This window comes from Pirellulales bacterium (assembly GCA_019694435.1).
Lineage (GTDB): Bacteria > Planctomycetota > Planctomycetia > Pirellulales > JAEUIK01 > JAIBBZ01.
In genome coordinates, this window is sequence record JAIBBZ010000001.1 from 476,746 (window position 1) to 494,185 (window position 17,440).

13 protein-coding genes are annotated in these 17,440 nt (G+C 67.0%); 7 read left to right on the plus strand and 6 right to left on the minus strand.

From position 1 onward, the window contains the following. Positions 1 to 35: 35 nt before the first annotated feature. Complete coding sequence (locus K1X74_01890) at positions 36 to 857, minus strand: NAD(P)-dependent oxidoreductase (protein ID MBX7165077.1); 822 nt, start codon at positions 855 to 857, stop codon at positions 36 to 38. 594 nt (positions 858 to 1,451) lie between these two features. On the opposite strand from K1X74_01890, the gene K1X74_01895 reads away from it, so the two are divergent. Continuing rightward, a complete protein-coding gene (locus K1X74_01895) occupies positions 1,452 to 2,489 on the plus strand; it encodes a hypothetical protein (GenBank protein MBX7165078.1) in 1,038 nt (345 codons plus the stop codon). On the opposite strand, the gene K1X74_01900 is transcribed toward K1X74_01895, so the two are convergent. Further along, positions 2,461 to 3,687, minus strand: coding sequence for a class I SAM-dependent rRNA methyltransferase (locus K1X74_01900; protein ID MBX7165079.1), 1,227 nt, complete (start codon positions 3,685 to 3,687; stop codon positions 2,461 to 2,463). The genes K1X74_01895 and K1X74_01900 overlap by 29 nt on opposite strands. A gap of 91 nt (positions 3,688 to 3,778) precedes the next feature. Continuing rightward, positions 3,779 to 5,557 (minus strand): glycosyltransferase family 39 protein, encoded by a 1,779-nt coding sequence (locus K1X74_01905; protein MBX7165080.1) that lies wholly within the window; start codon positions 5,555 to 5,557, stop codon positions 3,779 to 3,781. 241 nt (positions 5,558 to 5,798) lie between these two features. Between K1X74_01905 and K1X74_01910 the strand changes: the two genes are divergently transcribed. The 4 genes from K1X74_01910 (at position 5,799) to K1X74_01925 (ending at position 8,263) form a co-directional block, all read left to right on the plus strand. After that, positions 5,799 to 6,608 carry a phosphatase PAP2 family protein gene (locus tag K1X74_01910; protein ID MBX7165081.1) on the plus strand — a complete coding sequence of 270 codons (810 nt, stop codon included), beginning with the start codon at positions 5,799 to 5,801 and terminating at the stop codon, positions 6,606 to 6,608. 78 nt (positions 6,609 to 6,686) lie between these two features. Continuing rightward, on the plus strand, positions 6,687 to 7,394 hold the full coding sequence (locus K1X74_01915) for a BON domain-containing protein (protein ID MBX7165082.1): 708 nt from the start codon (positions 6,687 to 6,689) through the stop codon (positions 7,392 to 7,394). A 152-nt stretch (positions 7,395 to 7,546) separates the two neighbouring features. After that, on the plus strand, positions 7,547 to 7,819 hold the full coding sequence (locus K1X74_01920) for a hypothetical protein (protein MBX7165083.1): 273 nt from the start codon (positions 7,547 to 7,549) through the stop codon (positions 7,817 to 7,819). Positions 7,820 to 8,005: 186 nt separating this feature from the next. Further along, the gene (locus K1X74_01925) at positions 8,006 to 8,263 is read left to right on the plus strand and encodes a hypothetical protein (protein ID MBX7165084.1); all 258 of its coding nucleotides are present in this window, start codon (positions 8,006 to 8,008) and stop codon (positions 8,261 to 8,263) included. On the opposite strand, the gene K1X74_01930 is transcribed toward K1X74_01925, so the two are convergent. Continuing rightward, the gene (locus K1X74_01930) at positions 8,242 to 11,832 is read right to left on the minus strand and encodes a hypothetical protein (protein ID MBX7165085.1); all 3,591 of its coding nucleotides are present in this window, start codon (positions 11,830 to 11,832) and stop codon (positions 8,242 to 8,244) included. The two genes, K1X74_01925 and K1X74_01930, sit on opposite strands and share 22 nt — an antisense overlap. Before the next feature lie 364 nt (positions 11,833 to 12,196). On the opposite strand from K1X74_01930, the gene K1X74_01935 reads away from it, so the two are divergent. Further along, positions 12,197 to 14,494 carry a response regulator gene (locus K1X74_01935; protein ID MBX7165086.1) on the plus strand — a complete coding sequence of 766 codons (2,298 nt, stop codon included), beginning with the start codon at positions 12,197 to 12,199 and terminating at the stop codon, positions 14,492 to 14,494. A gap of 72 nt (positions 14,495 to 14,566) precedes the next feature. On the opposite strand, the gene K1X74_01940 is transcribed toward K1X74_01935, so the two are convergent. Together K1X74_01940 and K1X74_01945 are read right to left on the minus strand one after the other, a co-directional pair. Further along, positions 14,567 to 15,022: a hemerythrin domain-containing protein gene (locus tag K1X74_01940; protein ID MBX7165087.1), complete on the minus strand. Its 456-nt coding sequence runs from the start codon at positions 15,020 to 15,022 to the stop codon at positions 14,567 to 14,569. Positions 15,023 to 15,179: 157 nt separating this feature from the next. Beyond that, positions 15,180 to 15,707 (minus strand): NUDIX hydrolase, encoded by a 528-nt coding sequence (locus K1X74_01945; GenBank protein MBX7165088.1) that lies wholly within the window; start codon positions 15,705 to 15,707, stop codon positions 15,180 to 15,182. A gap of 462 nt (positions 15,708 to 16,169) precedes the next feature. Between K1X74_01945 and K1X74_01950 the strand changes: the two genes are divergently transcribed. Next, entirely contained in the window at positions 16,170 to 17,414 is a 1,245-nt protein-coding gene (locus K1X74_01950; protein ID MBX7165089.1) for a hypothetical protein, read from the plus strand. The last annotated feature ends 26 nt before the right edge of the window (positions 17,415 to 17,440 follow it).

Here is a 17,440-nt window from a genome sequence, read left to right on the forward strand (position 1 = left end):
CGTCGGCTGCGCGTGGTTCGAGACGGTTCCATCAATCAGTCGAGGAAAAAGTCGGGCATCAGCTCGTGGCCGGGCACGACGGCGTACTGTTCGAAATCCTTGACGCCGCGCTCGCGCAGCAGGTCTTCGTCGATGAAGAAGTTGCCCGTGCACTTGCGGCTGTCGCTGGTCAGGATGGCATAGGCGGCGTCGGCCATGATCTCCGGCTTGCGGCATTGGTTCATCGCCGCGTCGCCGCCGAGCATCTTCATCGCGGCCGTGGCGATCGCCGTGCGCGGCCAAATCGCGTTGACCGCGATGCCCGCGTCGGCCAACTCGGCCGACATCCCCAAGACGCACATGCTCATCCCGTACTTGGCCATCGTGTAGGCCACGTGGTTCTTGAACCAGCGCGGGTGCATGTTCAGCGGCGGCGAGTTGTTCAAGATGTGCGCGTTGGCGGCCTTCTTCAGATGCGGAATGCAGGCCTGCGAGCAAACGTAGGTGCCGCGGGTATTGATCTGATGCATCAGGTCATAGCGCTTCATCGGCGTTTCGAGCGTACCGGTGAGGCTGATGGCGCTGGCGTTGTTGACCAGGATATCGATCCCACCGAAACGGCCGACGGCCTGCTCGACCGCCGTGTAGACCTGATCCTCGTTACGAATGTCGACGACCAACGGAAACGCCTTGCCGCCGGCCGCCTCGACTTCGTTGGCCGCCGTGTAGATCGTGCCCGGCAGCTTCGGATGCGGCTCGGACGTCTTGGCGGCGATCACGATGTTGGCCCCGTCGCGGGCAGCCCGCAGGGCGATCGACAGCCCAATGCCGCGGCTGGCACCGGTAATGAACAAGGTCTTGCCTGCAAGCGTGGCCATGGAAACCTCGATATGACAGTACGGAATGACAGATTTGCGCGCCCCTTCGCACACCCCCTCCGCATCGGCGGAGGACGACGATTGTAGATCAGGCCAAGCCGTCTCGCCAATCGGCCGCTGCCGGCGCCGCGCCACGGGGCAGGCTGCCGCGTGAGAGCCTCGCCGGGTGAGTCCCGTTTGCATCCACCTGCGCGGCGGTTGATTCGACGCCGCAGACCGGCAACGGGCTCGCGCGAAAGCACAGCCGTGGAGGCGCCAACTGGCTGAGCGCGACCCGGAAGGCTCCGGGAATGTCCTGTTGGTTGCTGGTGAACGTCCGCGTTCCTAGCATGCAGGTGGGCTCGTGCGGCGGCATGAACGTGAAGACGAGGCGGCGGTCGTGTACCCAATGGGTAGATGTCTAATCAGGCGCCAGTCGCAAAGGAGTCGCTCGTGACGATTCGCGCATCGGTTCGCTGGGGCGCGTCAATCTCTGCTTTGGTGCTTGTCGCAATCGCTGGCCCGGCCCGCGCCACCGACTATAACGACGGCGGTACGCACACGGTATCGGGCTCGGACACGTATGTCGGGATCAGCAACGGAAGCACGGTAAACGTGGTGACCGGCGCGGCCATTACGGCGCCGGACGTTGACCCGTTCGCCCCCAACGCGATGAGCCTCACCGGACCCACGTCGGTCCTGAACGTCAGCGGGGGAACGATCGCCGGCGGCAGCGGCAGTTACGCGGGCGGCTCGGGGCTGGTCGCCGACGGCGGCCAGATCTCGATCTCCGGCGGCAACTTCATCGGCGGAGACTCGAGCGGCTTCTTCGCCTACCGCTACGGCGGATTCGGCGCCGATATCTACAGCTTCACATCGCTGCATGTGAGCGGTGGGAATTTCTCGGGCGGGATCGGCTGGCCGGGTGGCGACGGCATGCGCATCGGCCTGTACGGCGCCTCAAACACGGCCTACATCTCCGGCGGCAACTTCTATCCCGGCAACAGCCCCTACGGCTACGTCTTCGGCAACGGCCTGTCGATCTACAACACCCAGCACGCCGTGATCACCGGGGGCGGTTTCTACGGCGGTTGGAACCCGACCAACCGCTCCGGCTTTGGGCTCCACGCGGCCAACTCCTCCGTTGACGCCAATGGCGGATATGCCGGCGCGACCCTGCTCGAGGCCGGCGCCGTGCTACATGTGAACGGCGCCGCCATCGGCCCCTTGGCGATGTTCGACAACGCCATCGCGACCATCAAGAGCGGCTACGTCGACTGGCCCGACTTCCACGACTCCGCGGTGGTCAACATGAAAGGAGGCTACATGACCGGGGGCGGATTCATCGCCGACAACGCCGTGGTGAACGTGCGCGGCGGCCACTTCGGCCGACTCGATAGCCCCAGCGACCTCACGCAAAACGCGGTCTTGAACGTCTACGGCATGGGACTCTCTTTCGAGAACGACCTGCTCCAGGGAACCTTGCAAGACGGCACGCCCGTCGAGGCCTGGCTGCGGGTCTACGACAGCGCCACCATTCACCTCTTCGAAGTTCCCGAACCGTCCGGGTTCGTGCTGGCGCTGGCCGGCCTGCTCGGGCTCGCCTGGTTTCGTCGCCGCAACCTCACACCACCCGGCAGATCAGGCACTTGAGATATTGCGTCTGCAGACAGGTGACGCTGGTGGGATGGTCCGGCGCGGCACCGCGCGATTCGAGCACCTGGATCTCGCGGCCCGACTTCTGGGCCACGCCGGCCAGCAGGATCAAGAAGTCGTCGCGGCTGACGTGGCCCGAGCAACTGCAGGTGACCAGGATCCCGCCCGGCGGCACCAGGTCGAGCGCCCGGCGGTTGAGCCGGTGATAGGCCCGCAGCGCATCGTCGAGGCTCTCGCGCCCCTGGGCAAACTTGGGCGGATCGAGCACCACGAGATCGAATTTCTCGCCCGCCGCGGCCAGTTGGTCGATCGCCGCAAACACGTCGGACTGCTCGAACCGCACCTGGTTCAGCCCGTTCAACTCGGCGTTGGCCCGGGCCAGGGCAATGGCCTTGTCGCTGGTGTCGATCCCGAGCACCTCGCGGGCCCCGCCGAGCGCCGCGGCCGTCAGGCCAAAACCGCCCGAGTAGCAGAACAAGTCGAGCACGCGCGCGTCGCGGGCCAGGGCCGCCACCGCACGGCGGTTGTCGCGCTGATCGAGATAGAAGCCCGTCTTGTGACCGGTCACCAGGTCGACGCCGAAGCGCAGGCCGTTTTCGCTGATGAAGATCGGCCCGTCGGGCAGCGCGCCGCGCAGCAAACCGTCGCGCAATGACAAGCCCTCGCGGCGGGCCACGCCTTTTTCGCTGCGGAGCACGATCCCGCGCGGGCGGAGCAACTCGTCGAGCACTGCGACGAGCGATTCGCTGCGGCGCTCGAGCCCCAAGGAGTTGATCTGCACCGAGAGCCATTCGCCATAGCGGTCGACCACCAGGCCGCTGAGGCCGTCGGCCTCGCTGAACACCAGCCGGGCGGCACCGCTCGGGTCGTCGAGACCCAGCCGGTGGCGCAGGGCGACGGCCGCTTCGAGCTGGCGCCGCCAGAAGGCGTCGTCGAGCGCCTCGTCGGCCCGCCACGTGTACAGCCGGACGCGAATCTTGCTGCTGCTGTTGTACAGTCCCCGGGCCAGCCAATCGCCGCGGTCGGCAATCAGGTCGACCACGTCGCCGTCGGCCGGCTCGCCCTCGACGCGCGCGACGGCGGTGTCGAGGACCCAGGGATGGCGCCCGACGAAGGGCCCGGCCTTGCGCGGCTTCAACCAGACTTGTGCCGTGGCGGCGGCGAGTTGCTCGGTCGACGGTTCAGGCGATGACATGCGGAGACACTCGCGTAGCAGCGGCACGGCGGGGCGAAACCGCCATGATAGCAGAGCGCAACGGGCAGCCGAGCGTGCGAAACGCCGGAACTTAGCGCCGGGCGGCGGCGGTGGGCTGCGCGGCGGTCGCGGCGCGGCGGCCGAGCAGCACGATTTCGCCCTTGCGCAGGAAGCGCCGCTGCCGCGCCAGAATGGTCACGTCGGCCGGCAGCTCGCCGCGCAACGCCTCGAATTGATCGGCCCGGGTCAGGACGCACGCCGTGGGCGAGGCGGCCAAGAACTGCTGCACGTCGGCCGGGCGTTGCAGCTTGGCGACCGGCCGGCCCGCGTAGAAGACCAGGCTCGGTACGAAATACTCATAGGCCGCGACCTGCGCGTCGGGGCCCAGTGCGTCGCGCGCCGCGGCGATCAGCGGTTGCGCATTCTGTTGCCGGCTGATGCGCGGAGCGACCCAACCGAACGCCAGCGCGCATAGCACGACGGCCGTGGCGGCGAAGACGTGCATCGCACGCTCGAACTGGCCGCGGCCGTAGCAGACCAGACACAAGCTGCCGCCGACGAGCGGTACGAGCCCCACGAGCGCCACAACCACGTCGCCCGGCTGCAACACGGACATCGCGATCGCCAACCCCACGCACAACGCCACGCCGACCGCGGCGACCGTGACCAACGACGGATGCACTAGCCGCCGGCTGAACTGTTGCGGCGCGGCGATGAAACGATCGACGAATGCGCCGACCAACAGCGCCAGCGCCGGGTACGACGGCAGCACATAGTTGGGCAGCTTCGTCGCGGCCAGCGAGAAGAAACCAATCCACAGCCCGGCCCAGGCCACGACGAACAGGTACGCCGGGCGATCGGCCTCGGCCGCGCGCAAGCGCCGCGTCGCGCTCGCCAGGCTCGGCGTCAGGAACACCGACCAGGGAAAAAACCCGGCCAGGATCGCGACGACGTAATACACGATCGGGCCGCGATGGTTTTCGAGCGAGTTGAGAAAGCGTTCGGCATTGTGCTTGCCGAGAAACCCGACCAGCCAGTCGCCTTCGGTCGCCGTGCCGACGGCCACGTACCAGGGCAGCGCGACCACGGCCAGTGCGGCCAGGCAAATCAGCGGCCGCAGCGACAGCGCCGCGCGCACGACACGCGCGGGCGCCACCGTACGAGCGATTTCGACAGCCAGCCAACGAACCAGGGCCCACCAGCCCGGGCCACGCGGCAATGGCTCGGGCCTCGTCAGCAGCAGCAGGAACAACCCCAGGATGCCCACCGGCAGCACGATGCCCACCGGCCCCTTGGCCAGGACCGCCAGTGCCCACGCGGAGTAGACGGCGATCCACGCCGCGCGGCTGCGCGGAGTGAACTGCGCGAGCAAGTCCGCCGCGCCGCCGACGGCCGCAGCGCGCCAATCGCCCACCGCCCGGACGTAGAGCGTCATCCCCAAGGTCATGCAGCAGATCAGCGTGGCGTCGGGCGTGGCGGCCCGGGCCACGACGTCGAACATCAGGCAACTGGCCATGGCCAGGCCGGCCCAGAAGCCCGCGCGCTCGGAAAATAGCGTTCGACCCAAGTGGCCCACGAGCAGTACCGTGGCCAGGCTCAGCAAGGCCGACCAGAAGCGCGCGGCAAACTCGTTGACGCCCAGCCCGTGGTACGCCAGGAGCATGAGCCAATAGAGCAGCACGGGCTTGTCGGTGCGCAGCTCGCCGTTGAACATCGGCACGATCCAATCGCCGCGCGCCAGCATCTCCTGCCCGCAGGCGGCGTTCTTGGGCTCATCCTCATCAAATAAGGCACCGCCGCCCAGATTGGCGAAGAAGATCAGACCTGCGATCAAGGCCAGGCCGCCGAAGCGCCACCGCGCCGTGTGCATCCTTGCACCCCCTCGGAGGGAATCGTCGCTCGCGCCGCTTGCGCGCGGCGCCGGCGAGGAGTGTAGCGCCGCCGCACGCCGGCTCACAACGCCAGTTCCTTTCTCCACTTTGGGACGCGGACAGCATCGCTAGCAGTGTCTGAAAAACGGCCGGTTGATCTGGCCACAAGTCGGTAGCGAGCGATACAAGAGGCCACCAGCGTTGCGGGTGGTCGAGACGCCAGCAGGAGTGAGCGCCAGCATGGAAGCTGCGGTTCGCAAAGAAGCGCCCGGTGCCGCCGATCCGCGGCCCGTCTGGCGGTTGTTCGATTCGCGCTGGGGCTGGCTTTTTCCGCCGGCCCTGCTGCTGCTGGCGCTGGCCGCGATTCCGACGATCGACGCGCCGCTGGCGCGCTGGTTTTTGCAAGAAAAATGCCCCGACAACCTCCGGCACGTGTTCGAAGAGGCGGAACCGTTCGGCAACGCCGTCGGGGCGATCGTGTTGACGCTGATCATCTGGCGCGTCGACCGCCGGGTGTGGCTGGCCGATCTCGCGCTGCTGCTGGTGTCCTCGCTGGGCGCCGGCCTGGCGAGCAACGTGTTCAAGCTGTGTTTTGTCCGTGCCCGGCCACGGATCTTTTCGTTCGAGGGGACCGCCTGGCAATCGTTCCAGGGCTTGTTTCCGCCGCTAGGTCACAGCAGCGATTTGCAGAGCTTTCCTTCGGCTCACGTGGCCAGCGCGTTCGGCCTGGCCTTGGCCCTGGCGCTGCTCTATCCACGGCTCAAAGACGTGTTCCTGATCCTGGCGATCACCGTCGGCTTGCAGCGGATGGAATGCGGTGCCCATTTCGCCAGCGACACCCTGGCCGGCGCGGCGGTCGGCATCTTCGTCGCCCTGTGCACGACCAAATGGCATCTCCGCGTGTGGCGCATGAAGGGACGCGCCGGTCAACCGGCTTTCGCGGCTCCCGCCGCCGCGGCGAACTCGCATCTCCGCGGCCCGAAACTGCGGTCGCTGCTACGGCCCAACGCAACCGCCGGCGAGCAGGCAAGCGCGCGAACGCCGAGCTAGAATGGTGTTGGTGGGCACCGGCGCGGGGGACTCTCGCGCCGCGCCGCCCCGCAAGACACACCCTTCGGCGAAGTAGCGATGTACCGCACCTTGATCCTGGCCCTGCTCTGCATCGTCAGCAGCGGCAACGTGGCGTCGGCGCAATTGTTCGGGGCGCGCAGCCTGGGCAATACGTTGCGGCGCCAACCCTCGCCCGGCGCCATGGCCGACGGCACCGTCAACGGCAATGAGCGATTCATTCGCGGTGCGCGCCGTCGGGACGATTTTGTCGGCGCCGACGTGCTCGAAACACCGAACTTCATCGGCATTCAACAGGGACGCAGCCGCGGGCCCATTCGCTCGGCCATCGGCAATCTGCCCGACCGCAGCGATGCCAACGTCAACCGCCCACAGCCGTCCGATGCCGGTGGCCGCGCGCGGCCGTATCCGCCGCGGCTGCGCGTCGATTTTGAAGTGCCGCCCGTTGCGCCGGCGGCCGCCAGCCGGGCGCTCACTGCGCGGCTGGAGCAAAGCCTGGGTCCACGGGCGACGGGACCGTTGCAGGTGTCGCTGCAGGGGCGGGTTGCCACCCTGGAGGGTGAGGTCGCATCAGCGCACGATCGGGACGTGGCTGCGCTATGGGTCCTCCTTGCACCCGGAGTTGACCAGGTTCGTAACTTGCTCTCGGTAAGGCCTGCCGAACCTCTGCCGCCCGCTGGCGACGGTACTCGTCCCAACCCTGAGCCTGATACTGGTTCCAGCGTTCCCGAGGATCACTCGGCGCCGGAGTCGGGGGTATCGATCTAGCCGCCGGCGCGCTCGCCGGCGCAGCGACGGCAGTCGCCGTTGTCTGAGGCACCGCGGCGGGTTGCGCGAACGGCGCGACGAACGCACCACCTTGCACTGGAAGACTCGCGCCCCCCAGGCGGCTCAACCCCAAGGCGGGCGGCACCTGAATCGTGGTCGTTTGCAAGGTGGCCGGCATGGCGGCGGCCGGGTTCACCGGCGATTGTGCCGCCGCGAGCTGCACGGCTGGCTGGGGCGCCGACCCGGCGACTTGCGCCTCTTTGGGTGGCAACCCCGGCAGCACGTGCTCGCTCATCTCCGAGGTGATCGTCGAGCCTTCCTTCGACTCGAACTTGACCATCAGCGAGATGCGTTTTCGCTCGCCGCCGGCCGCGTCCCAGGGAAGCCAGAAGCTGTACGAGTGGCCCAGCGACGAGCGGCTGTAATGCTTGGGCAATTGTTCCGACGTGAACACGAAACGCCGGTCGGGTACATGATTCTTCTGCTGGCTGCCGTGCTCTTCGAAGGCATACACCGTCAGCTCGCCGTCGACGCAGACCGGCTTGTCGGCATCGGCCCCATAGAACAACAAGCGCCCGCCAAAGCCGCGCGTCGAAGGCTGGCCGGCCTGGGTGAGCACGGTGTCGGTCCAGACGGCCGTGAGCCTGGCCGGCTGCTTCGGTTTGGTCGTGTTCGAGTCGTCCCAGGGAATGGCCCGGCGCAAGTCGAACTGCGCGCAGCCGCAAAGCCAGGGCGCGAGCAGCAACGCGCCGAGCACGATCGGCCGGACCACGACGAATCGCGGTCCGCGCGCAGCAAGTCTCGACATCCGCGGCATTCCAAGCTGTGAGCTGGCGTTCATCGGAGATCAGCGACTAGGAGCAAGGTAGGCGGCGCGGCGCACGCCGGGAGCGGCCGGCGGCTGCGCGGTATGTGCATCGGGGGCCACGGCCGTGGCCGACCGCGGCTGCACGATCGGAATTCGTCCCCCGGGCGCGCCCGGTGCCACGGCCGACGTCGGTGGGACAACCGGCGCAGCGCTGCTCAACGGATCGCCCCGCGGCGCCTGCGCGGGCGGCGCGGTGCCCGGCGGGATCACCAAGGGTCCGTCGAAGCCATCGGCCGGAGTCGGTACGCCGGGGCTCGGCGGCACGACCTCGTAGGCCGGACCTTCGAGCGTGCCTTCGACGGGTTGGCCGTCGGGATAGATCACCGCGCTGCCCGAGTCGAACTCGGCTTGCGTGGCCCGCTGCATGTGGGCCTGGTCGCCGTGTACGGTTTGCACGTCGGCCAGGCACCAGTTGATGCGCGACTCTTCCGCCTGGCGCAGGGCCTCGGCCTCGGCCTCGTTGCGCACGACGTGCGGCGTAAGGATGATCAACAGCTCGTTGCGCCGGTTCAGATTGGCGTCGTAGCGGAACAACATCCCCAGCACCGGGATATCGCCCAACAGCGGCACCTTGCGATGGATCTGCGTCGTGGCCTTGACGATCAGGCCGCCCAGGATGATCGTCTGGCCGCTGGCGGCGCTGACCGTGGTTTGGGCCGTGGTGGTGTTGATCCGCGGCGAGCGAATCACTTCGCCGGTCGAGGAGATCGACACCGGAATGCCCTCGGCGTCCGGGCCCAGCTCCGATTTTTCGGCGTCGATCTCCATGACCACCAGGCCGTCGGGGCTGATCCGCGGCGTGACGCCCAGGATCAGGCCCACGTTTTCCAGCGCGATCGTGTTGACCTGGCTGAACTGGTTGATCGTCGTCCCGGTGATCCGCGGTACCCGCTGGCCCACCTGAATGAAGGCCGGCTGGTTGTCGAGCGTCATCACCTGGGGCCGGCTGAGCACGTCGAGGCGGCGGTTTTCCTTGAGCGCCCGAATCAGCATGCTCACGCTTTCGCTGCTGGCCGACAGCACCAAGCCGCCGTAGCCCAGCTCGTTGTTTTGCCGGCCGACGGAGAAATGCGTCAGCCCCTGTGCCGCGACCTTGTCGCTCCGGGTCAGGGCCTTGTCGCTGCCACTGTTGCCCAGCGCCTGGTTGTTGAAGTTGAAGCCGGGCGTGTTTGTGGCACCGACGATCTGCTGCGTCGTGGTCACGACGCCGGTCGCCGGGAAATTCTGCGTCGACGTAATCGTGGTCAGGTCGCCCAACAGGCTGCGGTCGAACAGCAGCGAGTCTTGCAGGCCCAGCTCAACGCCGAACTCGTCGGTCTTGTTGAGCTGAACCTCGGCGATCAGCACCTGAATCAACACCTGCGGTCGCTGGGCGTCGAGATCCTCGATGATCCGCAATACCTCGTCGTAATACCGCGGCGTGGCGCTCAGAATCAGCGTGTTGCTCACCGGCTCGGGCACCACGACCACTTCCGATTCGATCTGCTCAAAGGGGCTGAACGAGCCCGGCGCCGCGATCTGCAACTGGCGCTCGCTGCGCAAGAACTCGTTGATCGCGATGGCCACGTCGATGGCCGGCGCGTTCTTCAAGCGGTAAACCGTGCTGCGCCGGTTCTCGATCTGACCTTCGTCAAGCCGCAACAGAATCGCCTCGACGATCGTCAGGTCGCCCGCCGAGCCGGTGGCAATGATGCTGTTCGTGCGGCTGTCGACCGAGAATCGCAAAGGAGCCAGCGACGTCTCGCCTTCGGCCTGCGGCAGGTCGGGGCCCGGTACGGCCGTGGCCTGCGTGCCCAACAGCGATTGCAGCATGCGCACCAGCGACTCCGCGTCGCCGTTGACCACCTTGAAAACCTTGATCTGCGCCGTCGTGGCGGGCAGCGAGTCGAGCTGTTCGATCACAGCCGCCAGCAAATCGAGGCTTGCCGGCGGGGCCGACACGACCAAGGCATTCGTGCGCGGCTCGGCGGTGATTCGCACGTCGGACAGGATGCCCGAACGCAGCAGGCGCTCGCCGCGCGGATCGACCGTCAGGAACTCGAGCACCGTCGACTTGGCCCCCGGCGGACCCGCGGCGGCACCGGCGCCGCTGCCCGTGCCGCTCAGGGCGGCTTGCAACACCGGCGCCAGGTCGCTGGCCAGCGTGTTGCGCAACGGGAAAATCCGCAACTCGTTCACCGCGGCGCTTTCGCCGACGTCGAGCCGCGTGACGATCGCCTCGACCTCGGCCAGGTCGCGCGGCGCGGCGTGCACAATCAGCGTGTTGGTGCGGGCATCGGCCGTCACCAGCACGCTGCCGCCGACCCCGGTCCGATTGGCAAAGAACTGCTGAATCGTCTCGCGCACCGTCGTGGCGATGGCATGCTTCAGGGCGAAGATCCGCATCACGGCCTGCGGGTCGACCGGCTGATCGAGCTTGGCCACGATGTCGCGCACGACCTGCAACGCCTCGCCGCGGCCGATCAGCAAGATCGCATTGGGCTTGAGCAGCGCGGTCGCGCTGACCTGCCCTTGCCGGCTCGTGATCAGCGTGGGCAGCAATTGCGTCAACAGCTTGCCGACCTGTTCGCTGGGAGCGTGCTCGAGCACGACGACTTCGACCTGCGGCTGTTCCAAGGCGCTCAGCCGTTCGATCTCGTCGATGATCCGCAGAATCTCGTTCACCTCGCGCTGATCGCCGCGCAGAATGATCACGTCCAGATCGGGCAGTACCTCGACCTCGACGTCGCCCGAAAAATCGCGCGCCGCGTCGGCGGCCGGTTCGTGTGGCTGTTCCTCGTTGGGCACTTGCTGCAGCAGCATGTGCGCAAACCGGAAGGGTCCGCGCCCCACGGGGCGACCGTTCCAGGCGGCCGGCTGCACGGCGCCCTTGCCCGGGGCCGGCCAGGTGGCGCCGTCTCGCGCGCCGGGCGCATCGGCCTGGGCATCGCCGCGATAGGCATCGACCGCGCGGCGGACCTTACCCAGGTCGGCCTTGTCGAGCGGGTAGAGCCGCACCGATTCGCCCGGTTCCTCGGGCGGACTGTCGAGCACTTCGATCAGCCGCACCACCTGGCTCAACATCGGCTCGGGACCCACGACGGCGACCTGGTCGTGCGCCGCATTCAGCGCGATGCCGACCTGCACGCCGCCGCGCGTGGTGACCCAATAGCCAGGCAGGCCAATCAGCACGGCGTCTGCCGGCGCGAGCTTGCGCGCCAGCATCTGCTGCAGCCGCGTGTCGATCTGTGGCACGCTGGCATAGCGCAGTTGTACGAATCGCGGGGCGCCGCCGGCGACCGGCTGCGCGACGCGCGCCTCAGTGCGCGGCGCGGCGGCCATCGCAGCACGGCCCGAGCCTACCGCCGGCCGGTCGAGCTGCACCAAGAGCTGCCGCGTGATCTCGTGGACCTCCGGCGGACCGGAGACGAGCAGTTGATTGTGTTCGGCATCGACGACGAGTTGCGCGATGGCGCCCAGGCCGGGCAGCAGCGGCGCCAGCAACGGCTTGACGTCTTCCGCCCGCGCCGAACGCAGCGGATAGGACTGAAAGCCGACGGGGGCTTGCGCAGCCGCTGTCGCGGAGGCCAACCCCAGCGCAAAGCAGCACGCCCACCAGAAGTGGCGCGCCGGCAACCGATTTGACCGGACTCGAACCTGATCCACGGGCACTCGCCGAACTGCGGGTTCCCCCCCTGCAGCAGCGACGCAAGCAGCGCGCGCACCCTTTTAGGGCGCATGGACTGCGTGGCCCCTTTAATCGGCAAAGTCGGCGACCATCTCCAGTCATTCCCGGCGTGGTGGTGGTATTCCCCCCCAAAAAAGTGCGACACGCTTGCCGCCAGCCAGCAGACTGCAACCTAAATTTGGCGGAGTTCCGCCTTGCCAGCGTAACGAGCAAGCCCGGCGGTGATCGAGATTTGCACCCTGATTTGACTACGTCCTGGCTTAGCCCATGCGACTGCAAACCAAGATTCTGACCGTCACCGGACTGGGTGTCGCGGCCCTGTTTGTGCTGCTGTTCGCCGTGTCGGGCGTGATCCTTTGGTATGGCCTGCACCAGGTTGAATATCGGGGCATGCAGGACGACGCCCGGCGCGTTCGCGATCAGGTCGTCGAGACGTCCAACTGTCTGCGGGCCAAGGCCGGCGAATGGGGCATCTCGGACGAGACCTATCGCTTCGTCCTCGACGGCAATCTGGCTTTCGTCATCGCCAACTGCTCGGATGAGCAGCTCCGCACGCTGCGGGTCGATTACCTGGCCGTGCTCCGCAACGACGGCCAGGTGACCTTTCAAGGCTCGGTCGACCGCCACACGGGCGAAAGCCGCATCGTGCCGCACGACCTCGCCTCGCGAAATTGGAAAGCCGATCGACTGTTGATCCGCCCGGACGATAAGCAGCCGCGGGCAGGGGTGCTCATGCTCGACAAGGGCCCCCTGCTGGTCGCCTCGCATGCCGTGCTGCCCAGCACGGGCAACGGCGAGGTGCGCGGCACCGTGGTGATGGGCATCTGGCTCGACCAGTTACTGATCGAGCGGATTGCCGAGATCGAACGGGTCGGCTTTCGCGTGGTGCGCGTCGACCGGCGGGTGCCTGGTTCGCCGCTCGATCAGCTTTGCGGCCGACTCGACGAGGTCTCGGAGCCGCTCGTGCGGCTAGCCGATTCGCACAAGGCGCGGGTCGATTTCTTGCTGCGAGACCTGCAAGGGAGTCCCGCGCTCATCGGCGAGCTCGAGCTACCTCGCCCGATTGCTGCCCAGGCCCGGTCCAGCCTGCGTGCGCTGCTGATCTGCCTCGGCGCCGCCAGCCTGGTGTTTGGTGCACTACTCTGGCAGTCGCTCGACGGCCTGGTGCTGTCGCGATTGTTTCGACTGTCCCGCGAACTGAAAGAAGTTGGCGCGCAGCGGAATTCCATCCAGCCCATCGAAGTCGGTGGCAACGATGAACTGTCCGAACTGGCCCTGGCTGCCAACGAAATGCTCCTCGGCCTAGAACGTAGTGAGCGCGACCTGCGGGCGGCAACCGACGCCGCCTGCCAGGCCAACCGCGCGAAGCGCGATTTCCTGGCCAACATGAGCCATGAAATCCGCACGCCGATGACGGCCATCCTGGGATTTGTCGACCTGTTGCTCGACGACCCCGACGTCTACCTCCACGAAGGGCGGCGCCATGAAGTCGGCGCCACGATTCGCCGGAATGGCGAATACCTGTTGTCCTTGATCAACGACGTGCTCGATTTGTCGAAGATCGAGGCCGGCCAGATGATCGTCGAACGGATCGCCTGCCAGCCCGTGACCATTGCCCGAGACGTCGTGAGCACGATGGAAGTGCGCAGTAAGGAGCGGCAGATCAAATTGCGGCTCGCACTCGAAGGCCCGGTGCCCGAGACGATCCAGGCCGACCCGACGCGGCTACGGCAGATCCTCATCAACCTGGTCGGCAACGCGATCAAATTCACTCCCGCCGGCGAGGTGGCCGTCGTGTTGACCTGCGCCGATCGGGAAAGCGCGAACCCGCAACTGGTGATCCACGTCCGCGACACGGGCATCGGCATGAACCGCGAGCAGATCGCGAAGCTGTTCAAGCCGTTTACCCAGGCCGACACTTCGACGACGCGGCGCTACGGCGGTACGGGCCTGGGCCTGTCGATCAGCCGCAGCTATGCCCGCCTGATGGGCGGCGACATCTCGGTCACCAGTTGGCCCGGCGAAGGCAGCACGTTCACGGTGACGATCCCGACGGGGCCGCTCACCGGCGAGCCCTGGCTCGAGCAGCTACCGGCGATCGACCGCTCGCGAGCCCTTGCCGCCGCGCCGGCCAAACCCGGCCAACTCGATGGAGTAAGGCTGCTGCTGGCCGAAGATGGGCCCGACAACCAACGGCTGATTTCCCACGTCCTGCGCCGGGCCGGCGCCGATGTGACGATCGTCGACAACGGCCAGGCCGCCGTAGATGCGGCGTTGGCCGCCTGGCAATCCGGCCACTGCTTCGACCTGGTGCTGACCGACATGCAAATGCCGCTGCTCAGCGGCTACGAAGTCGCCGAGCAATTGCGCCAGCGGCAATTCCCGGCGCCGATCATCGCCTTGACGGCGCACGCGATGGCAGGCGATCGCGAAAAATGCCTCGAGGCCGGCTGCGACGACTACACAACCAAACCGATCGATCGCGCGCGGCTGATCGCCGTGATCACCCTCCAGCTCGAACGCAACGCCGGCCGCTCGGAACACGCCGAGCCCGCCGAGCTGTAATCGACGCGGTGCGCGTTCCCCAACGCGCCCGTGGGCCGTGGCCTGCCGAGGGCCAGTCGGCCCCCTCGAGGTCTAATCAGCACTGCCGACGTCGCGCAAGAACGCCTCTTGCATGATGTCCGTCTCGTGCTGGCTGTGCTCGTCGATGCGCTGCAGGAGTTGCCCCAGCGAATCGCAAACCTCGGCCAAGGGTTGCTGATCGCCCGGCTTCATGTTTTCCAGCCGGTGGACGATCTCGCGCAAAGTCACCCGGAACTCGTCGTGTTCCGCGCGCAGCTTGTCGATTTGCGTGGCAAATTGCGGTGCCGAGCTGAGGGCGATCCGCATATAGCCGTCTTGCTCCTCGATGGCCATCAGCCGCGACAGATGGCGCTCGAGCGACTGCGCGACAAACCCCAGGCTGGACAGCTTGCGCGTGCCGTGTGGACCCCGCGGCTCCCAATCGATGATGGCGCGCAAGGTACCGGTGATGCTGTTGAGCATCGAATACTCGATCATGGCCTGTCGAGCGATGTCCTGGCGATCCATGGCTGCTCTCCGTTCGTGAAGGGCCGATGTTTACCGAGCCTGGCCCGCGGCGAGCCGTGCGGAAGTGCGTCGCGTAAGCGCATTCTCACCCTCTCCCCCGCACGGGGTCAACCCGCCGCATTCCGTCGCAGGGCGGCGGCCGGCGGACGATGCAGACTCACGCCGGACGCAGCAGAAAATAGAGCCCCGCGTATGCCATCGTCGCGACCAGCCGGCCGGCGCGGGAATGCTCGTCGAGCCAGCGGTGGCAATCGGCCAAGGGAATCGCGTGGAGCGTGATTTGCTCGTGTGCATCGCCGCCACCGGCACCGAGCCGGCGCAGGCCTTCCGCGCGATAGTACGAGATGATCTCGTTGGTCAATCCGGATGAACTCGGCGCGTCGGCCAGGTGCGTCATGCGCTCGGCCGCGTAGCCCGTCTCTTCCAGCAGCTCGCGCCGCGCGGCAGCCTCGAGTGATTCGTGCGTCGTGTCGTCGCTGTCGCCGGCCAGACCCGCGGGCAGTTCGATTGAGGTGCAGCCAATCGCCGGGCGAAATTGTTCGACGAACAGCACCTCGCCGTCCGCGGTGCGCGGCACGATGACCACCACGCCACTGGTGCGCCGGCGCTCGACAAACTCCCAGCGCCCGGTGCGTACCAGTCGCAACCAGTTGCCCTCGCCCAGCGTTTCACGCGGTTCAGACATCGCCCTGCTCCCAGAAACTCGCCTGGCTCCAAGAAACTCACGTTCGGAGTACAAGATTTTTCACGCGGGGGGGTCCGAAGCGCGCCCTGCTAACTCAAAAAACCACAACTGCTTGCGCGATTGGTCTGGCCATTTTCCCGATATTTACCGCGTTTCGAGGCCCTCCAGCCGTTGCAATGAAGCCTCGAGCCAGTATCGTCGTTCTACATATGCCACCTCGCCCGAGGTTGTTTGCGGCATGCGGTTGGTATCCGGGCGAGCGTGAATGCCGCGAGTTCTTGAAACAACCTGCTGCTGCCGATTCCGAGTTGCCTTGAGCACGAGGAGTCGGTGCTGAGTCCCCGCTCGGCGCGATCTGGGTTCCCGCACGGTGCGACCTGGTTCGTTCGGGCGCCCTAGCGGCCGCGCACCCAAGCGCGCCCCGTGCCGAGCCTTAAACCAGCCAGGCGGAGAAGATCGACTATGGACCTGACGCTCCTCGTGTTGTTGTCGCTGGTGGCCAGTGGTAGTGCAACCCCGGCCACTCCCGTGGCCGCTGCCGCGCCCGCGCCGCCGGTGGCTACCTTGCCACCGATGCCGCAATTGATGTCGGCCGAGCGCGACGCGCTCTACCGTCGGCTGCTGCCCAAGGTTGACGACCCGCAATTGGCCGCGGTGCTGGCCGGCCCCGACCTGCTGCTCTACACCGACGCGGAAATTCCACCGGCGTACCAGTTTTGGGACGGGTTGATGCCGGGCGTGCACTCGGTGAATTACAACATCTCGGCCAACCACAGCGAACCGCACGGCAATGGCAACATCGAATTCCCATGGGGCCGTCCGGCCGGCACGCATCGCGCCGCCAGCGTGTCGTCGTTCCGCTTCGTGCATCTGCCGCGCGACGCCGAGGGCCGGCTGCTGCCGATCCTCTATTACCGCAAGGCGGGCGACGACGGCGCCATGGGCTATGGTTGGACGTTTCCGGTGGGGGCCATCGTCGGCGAAGTCCTGTTCATGCGCGGCCCCGACCACAACGACTACACGTTCGAGCTGCGCATCCGCCGCCGCGAACGGGGTGAGTGGTCGGTCAATGCCTACCGTCCGTTCCCGACGGCCGCCGATCTCGCGGCGCGGATCGGCGAGCTGCGACCTGACTGGCAATCGCGGCCGCAGCTAGCCAAGCTGTGCACCCACCTGACCGGCAACGTCGAACTGCCGGCCCAGCAATTGGCCGACGCCCATCCCAACGGCAGCGTGTTCTCGCAGTCGATGGGAGTCGATACGCTGCCGGCCATCGACGACGACGTGCTCGTGGCCCAACTGCTGACGACGACCGTGTTCCGTTCGGCGCTGGGCGCCACCTGGCGCGACTCGTCCAACGGCACCCGCTGCATCGCGCCGACCACGGACGCCGCGTTCCACGTCGTTCCGGCGCGCTACGACGCCGGCTTCATCGACGTCGACCGTGTCTCGTGCCTGCGCTGCCACGAAACGACCAACCAGAGCGTGCGCCGGTTCGATGCCGGGCGCGACTGGTACGGGCGGATCCGCGGATCGGACGGCATCTTTTCCTTCCACCCGTTCTCGCCCGGCGCGGTCAGCCACAATGGCAGCGGCACCGGGGCCTCGCTCCGCAGCGAATTCGTCAGCTCGGGGATGATCGCCCCGTATAGTGCCGCGAAGCACTCCAACGACATCTACAACGACGTCGAAGAGCTCGACGAGTAACGGCGCCGAGAGGTGCTGCCCAATGT

What these genes read in the sequence shown, in the direction of transcription:
- K1X74_01950 (MBX7165089.1), top strand. Translation starts at nt 16,170, where the DNA reads ATGGACCTGACGCTCCTCGTGTTGTTGTCGCTGGTGGCCAGTGGTAGT.
- K1X74_01915 (MBX7165082.1), top strand. Translation starts at nt 6,687, where the DNA reads ATGTACCGCACCTTGATCCTGGCCCTGCTCTGCATCGTCAGCAGCGGC.
- K1X74_01910 (MBX7165081.1), top strand. Translation starts at nt 5,799, where the DNA reads ATGGAAGCTGCGGTTCGCAAAGAAGCGCCCGGTGCCGCCGATCCGCGG.
- K1X74_01890 (MBX7165077.1), bottom strand. Translation starts at nt 857, where the DNA reads ATGGCCACGCTTGCAGGCAAGACCTTGTTCATTACCGGTGCCAGCCGC.
- K1X74_01935 (MBX7165086.1), top strand. Translation starts at nt 12,197, where the DNA reads ATGCGACTGCAAACCAAGATTCTGACCGTCACCGGACTGGGTGTCGCG.
- K1X74_01940 (MBX7165087.1), bottom strand. Translation starts at nt 15,022, where the DNA reads ATGGATCGCCAGGACATCGCTCGACAGGCCATGATCGAGTATTCGATG.
- K1X74_01945 (MBX7165088.1), bottom strand. Translation starts at nt 15,707, where the DNA reads ATGTCTGAACCGCGTGAAACGCTGGGCGAGGGCAACTGGTTGCGACTG.
- K1X74_01905 (MBX7165080.1), bottom strand. Translation starts at nt 5,557, where the DNA reads ATGCACACGGCGCGGTGGCGCTTCGGCGGCCTGGCCTTGATCGCAGGT.
- K1X74_01900 (MBX7165079.1), bottom strand. Translation starts at nt 3,687, where the DNA reads ATGTCATCGCCTGAACCGTCGACCGAGCAACTCGCCGCCGCCACGGCA.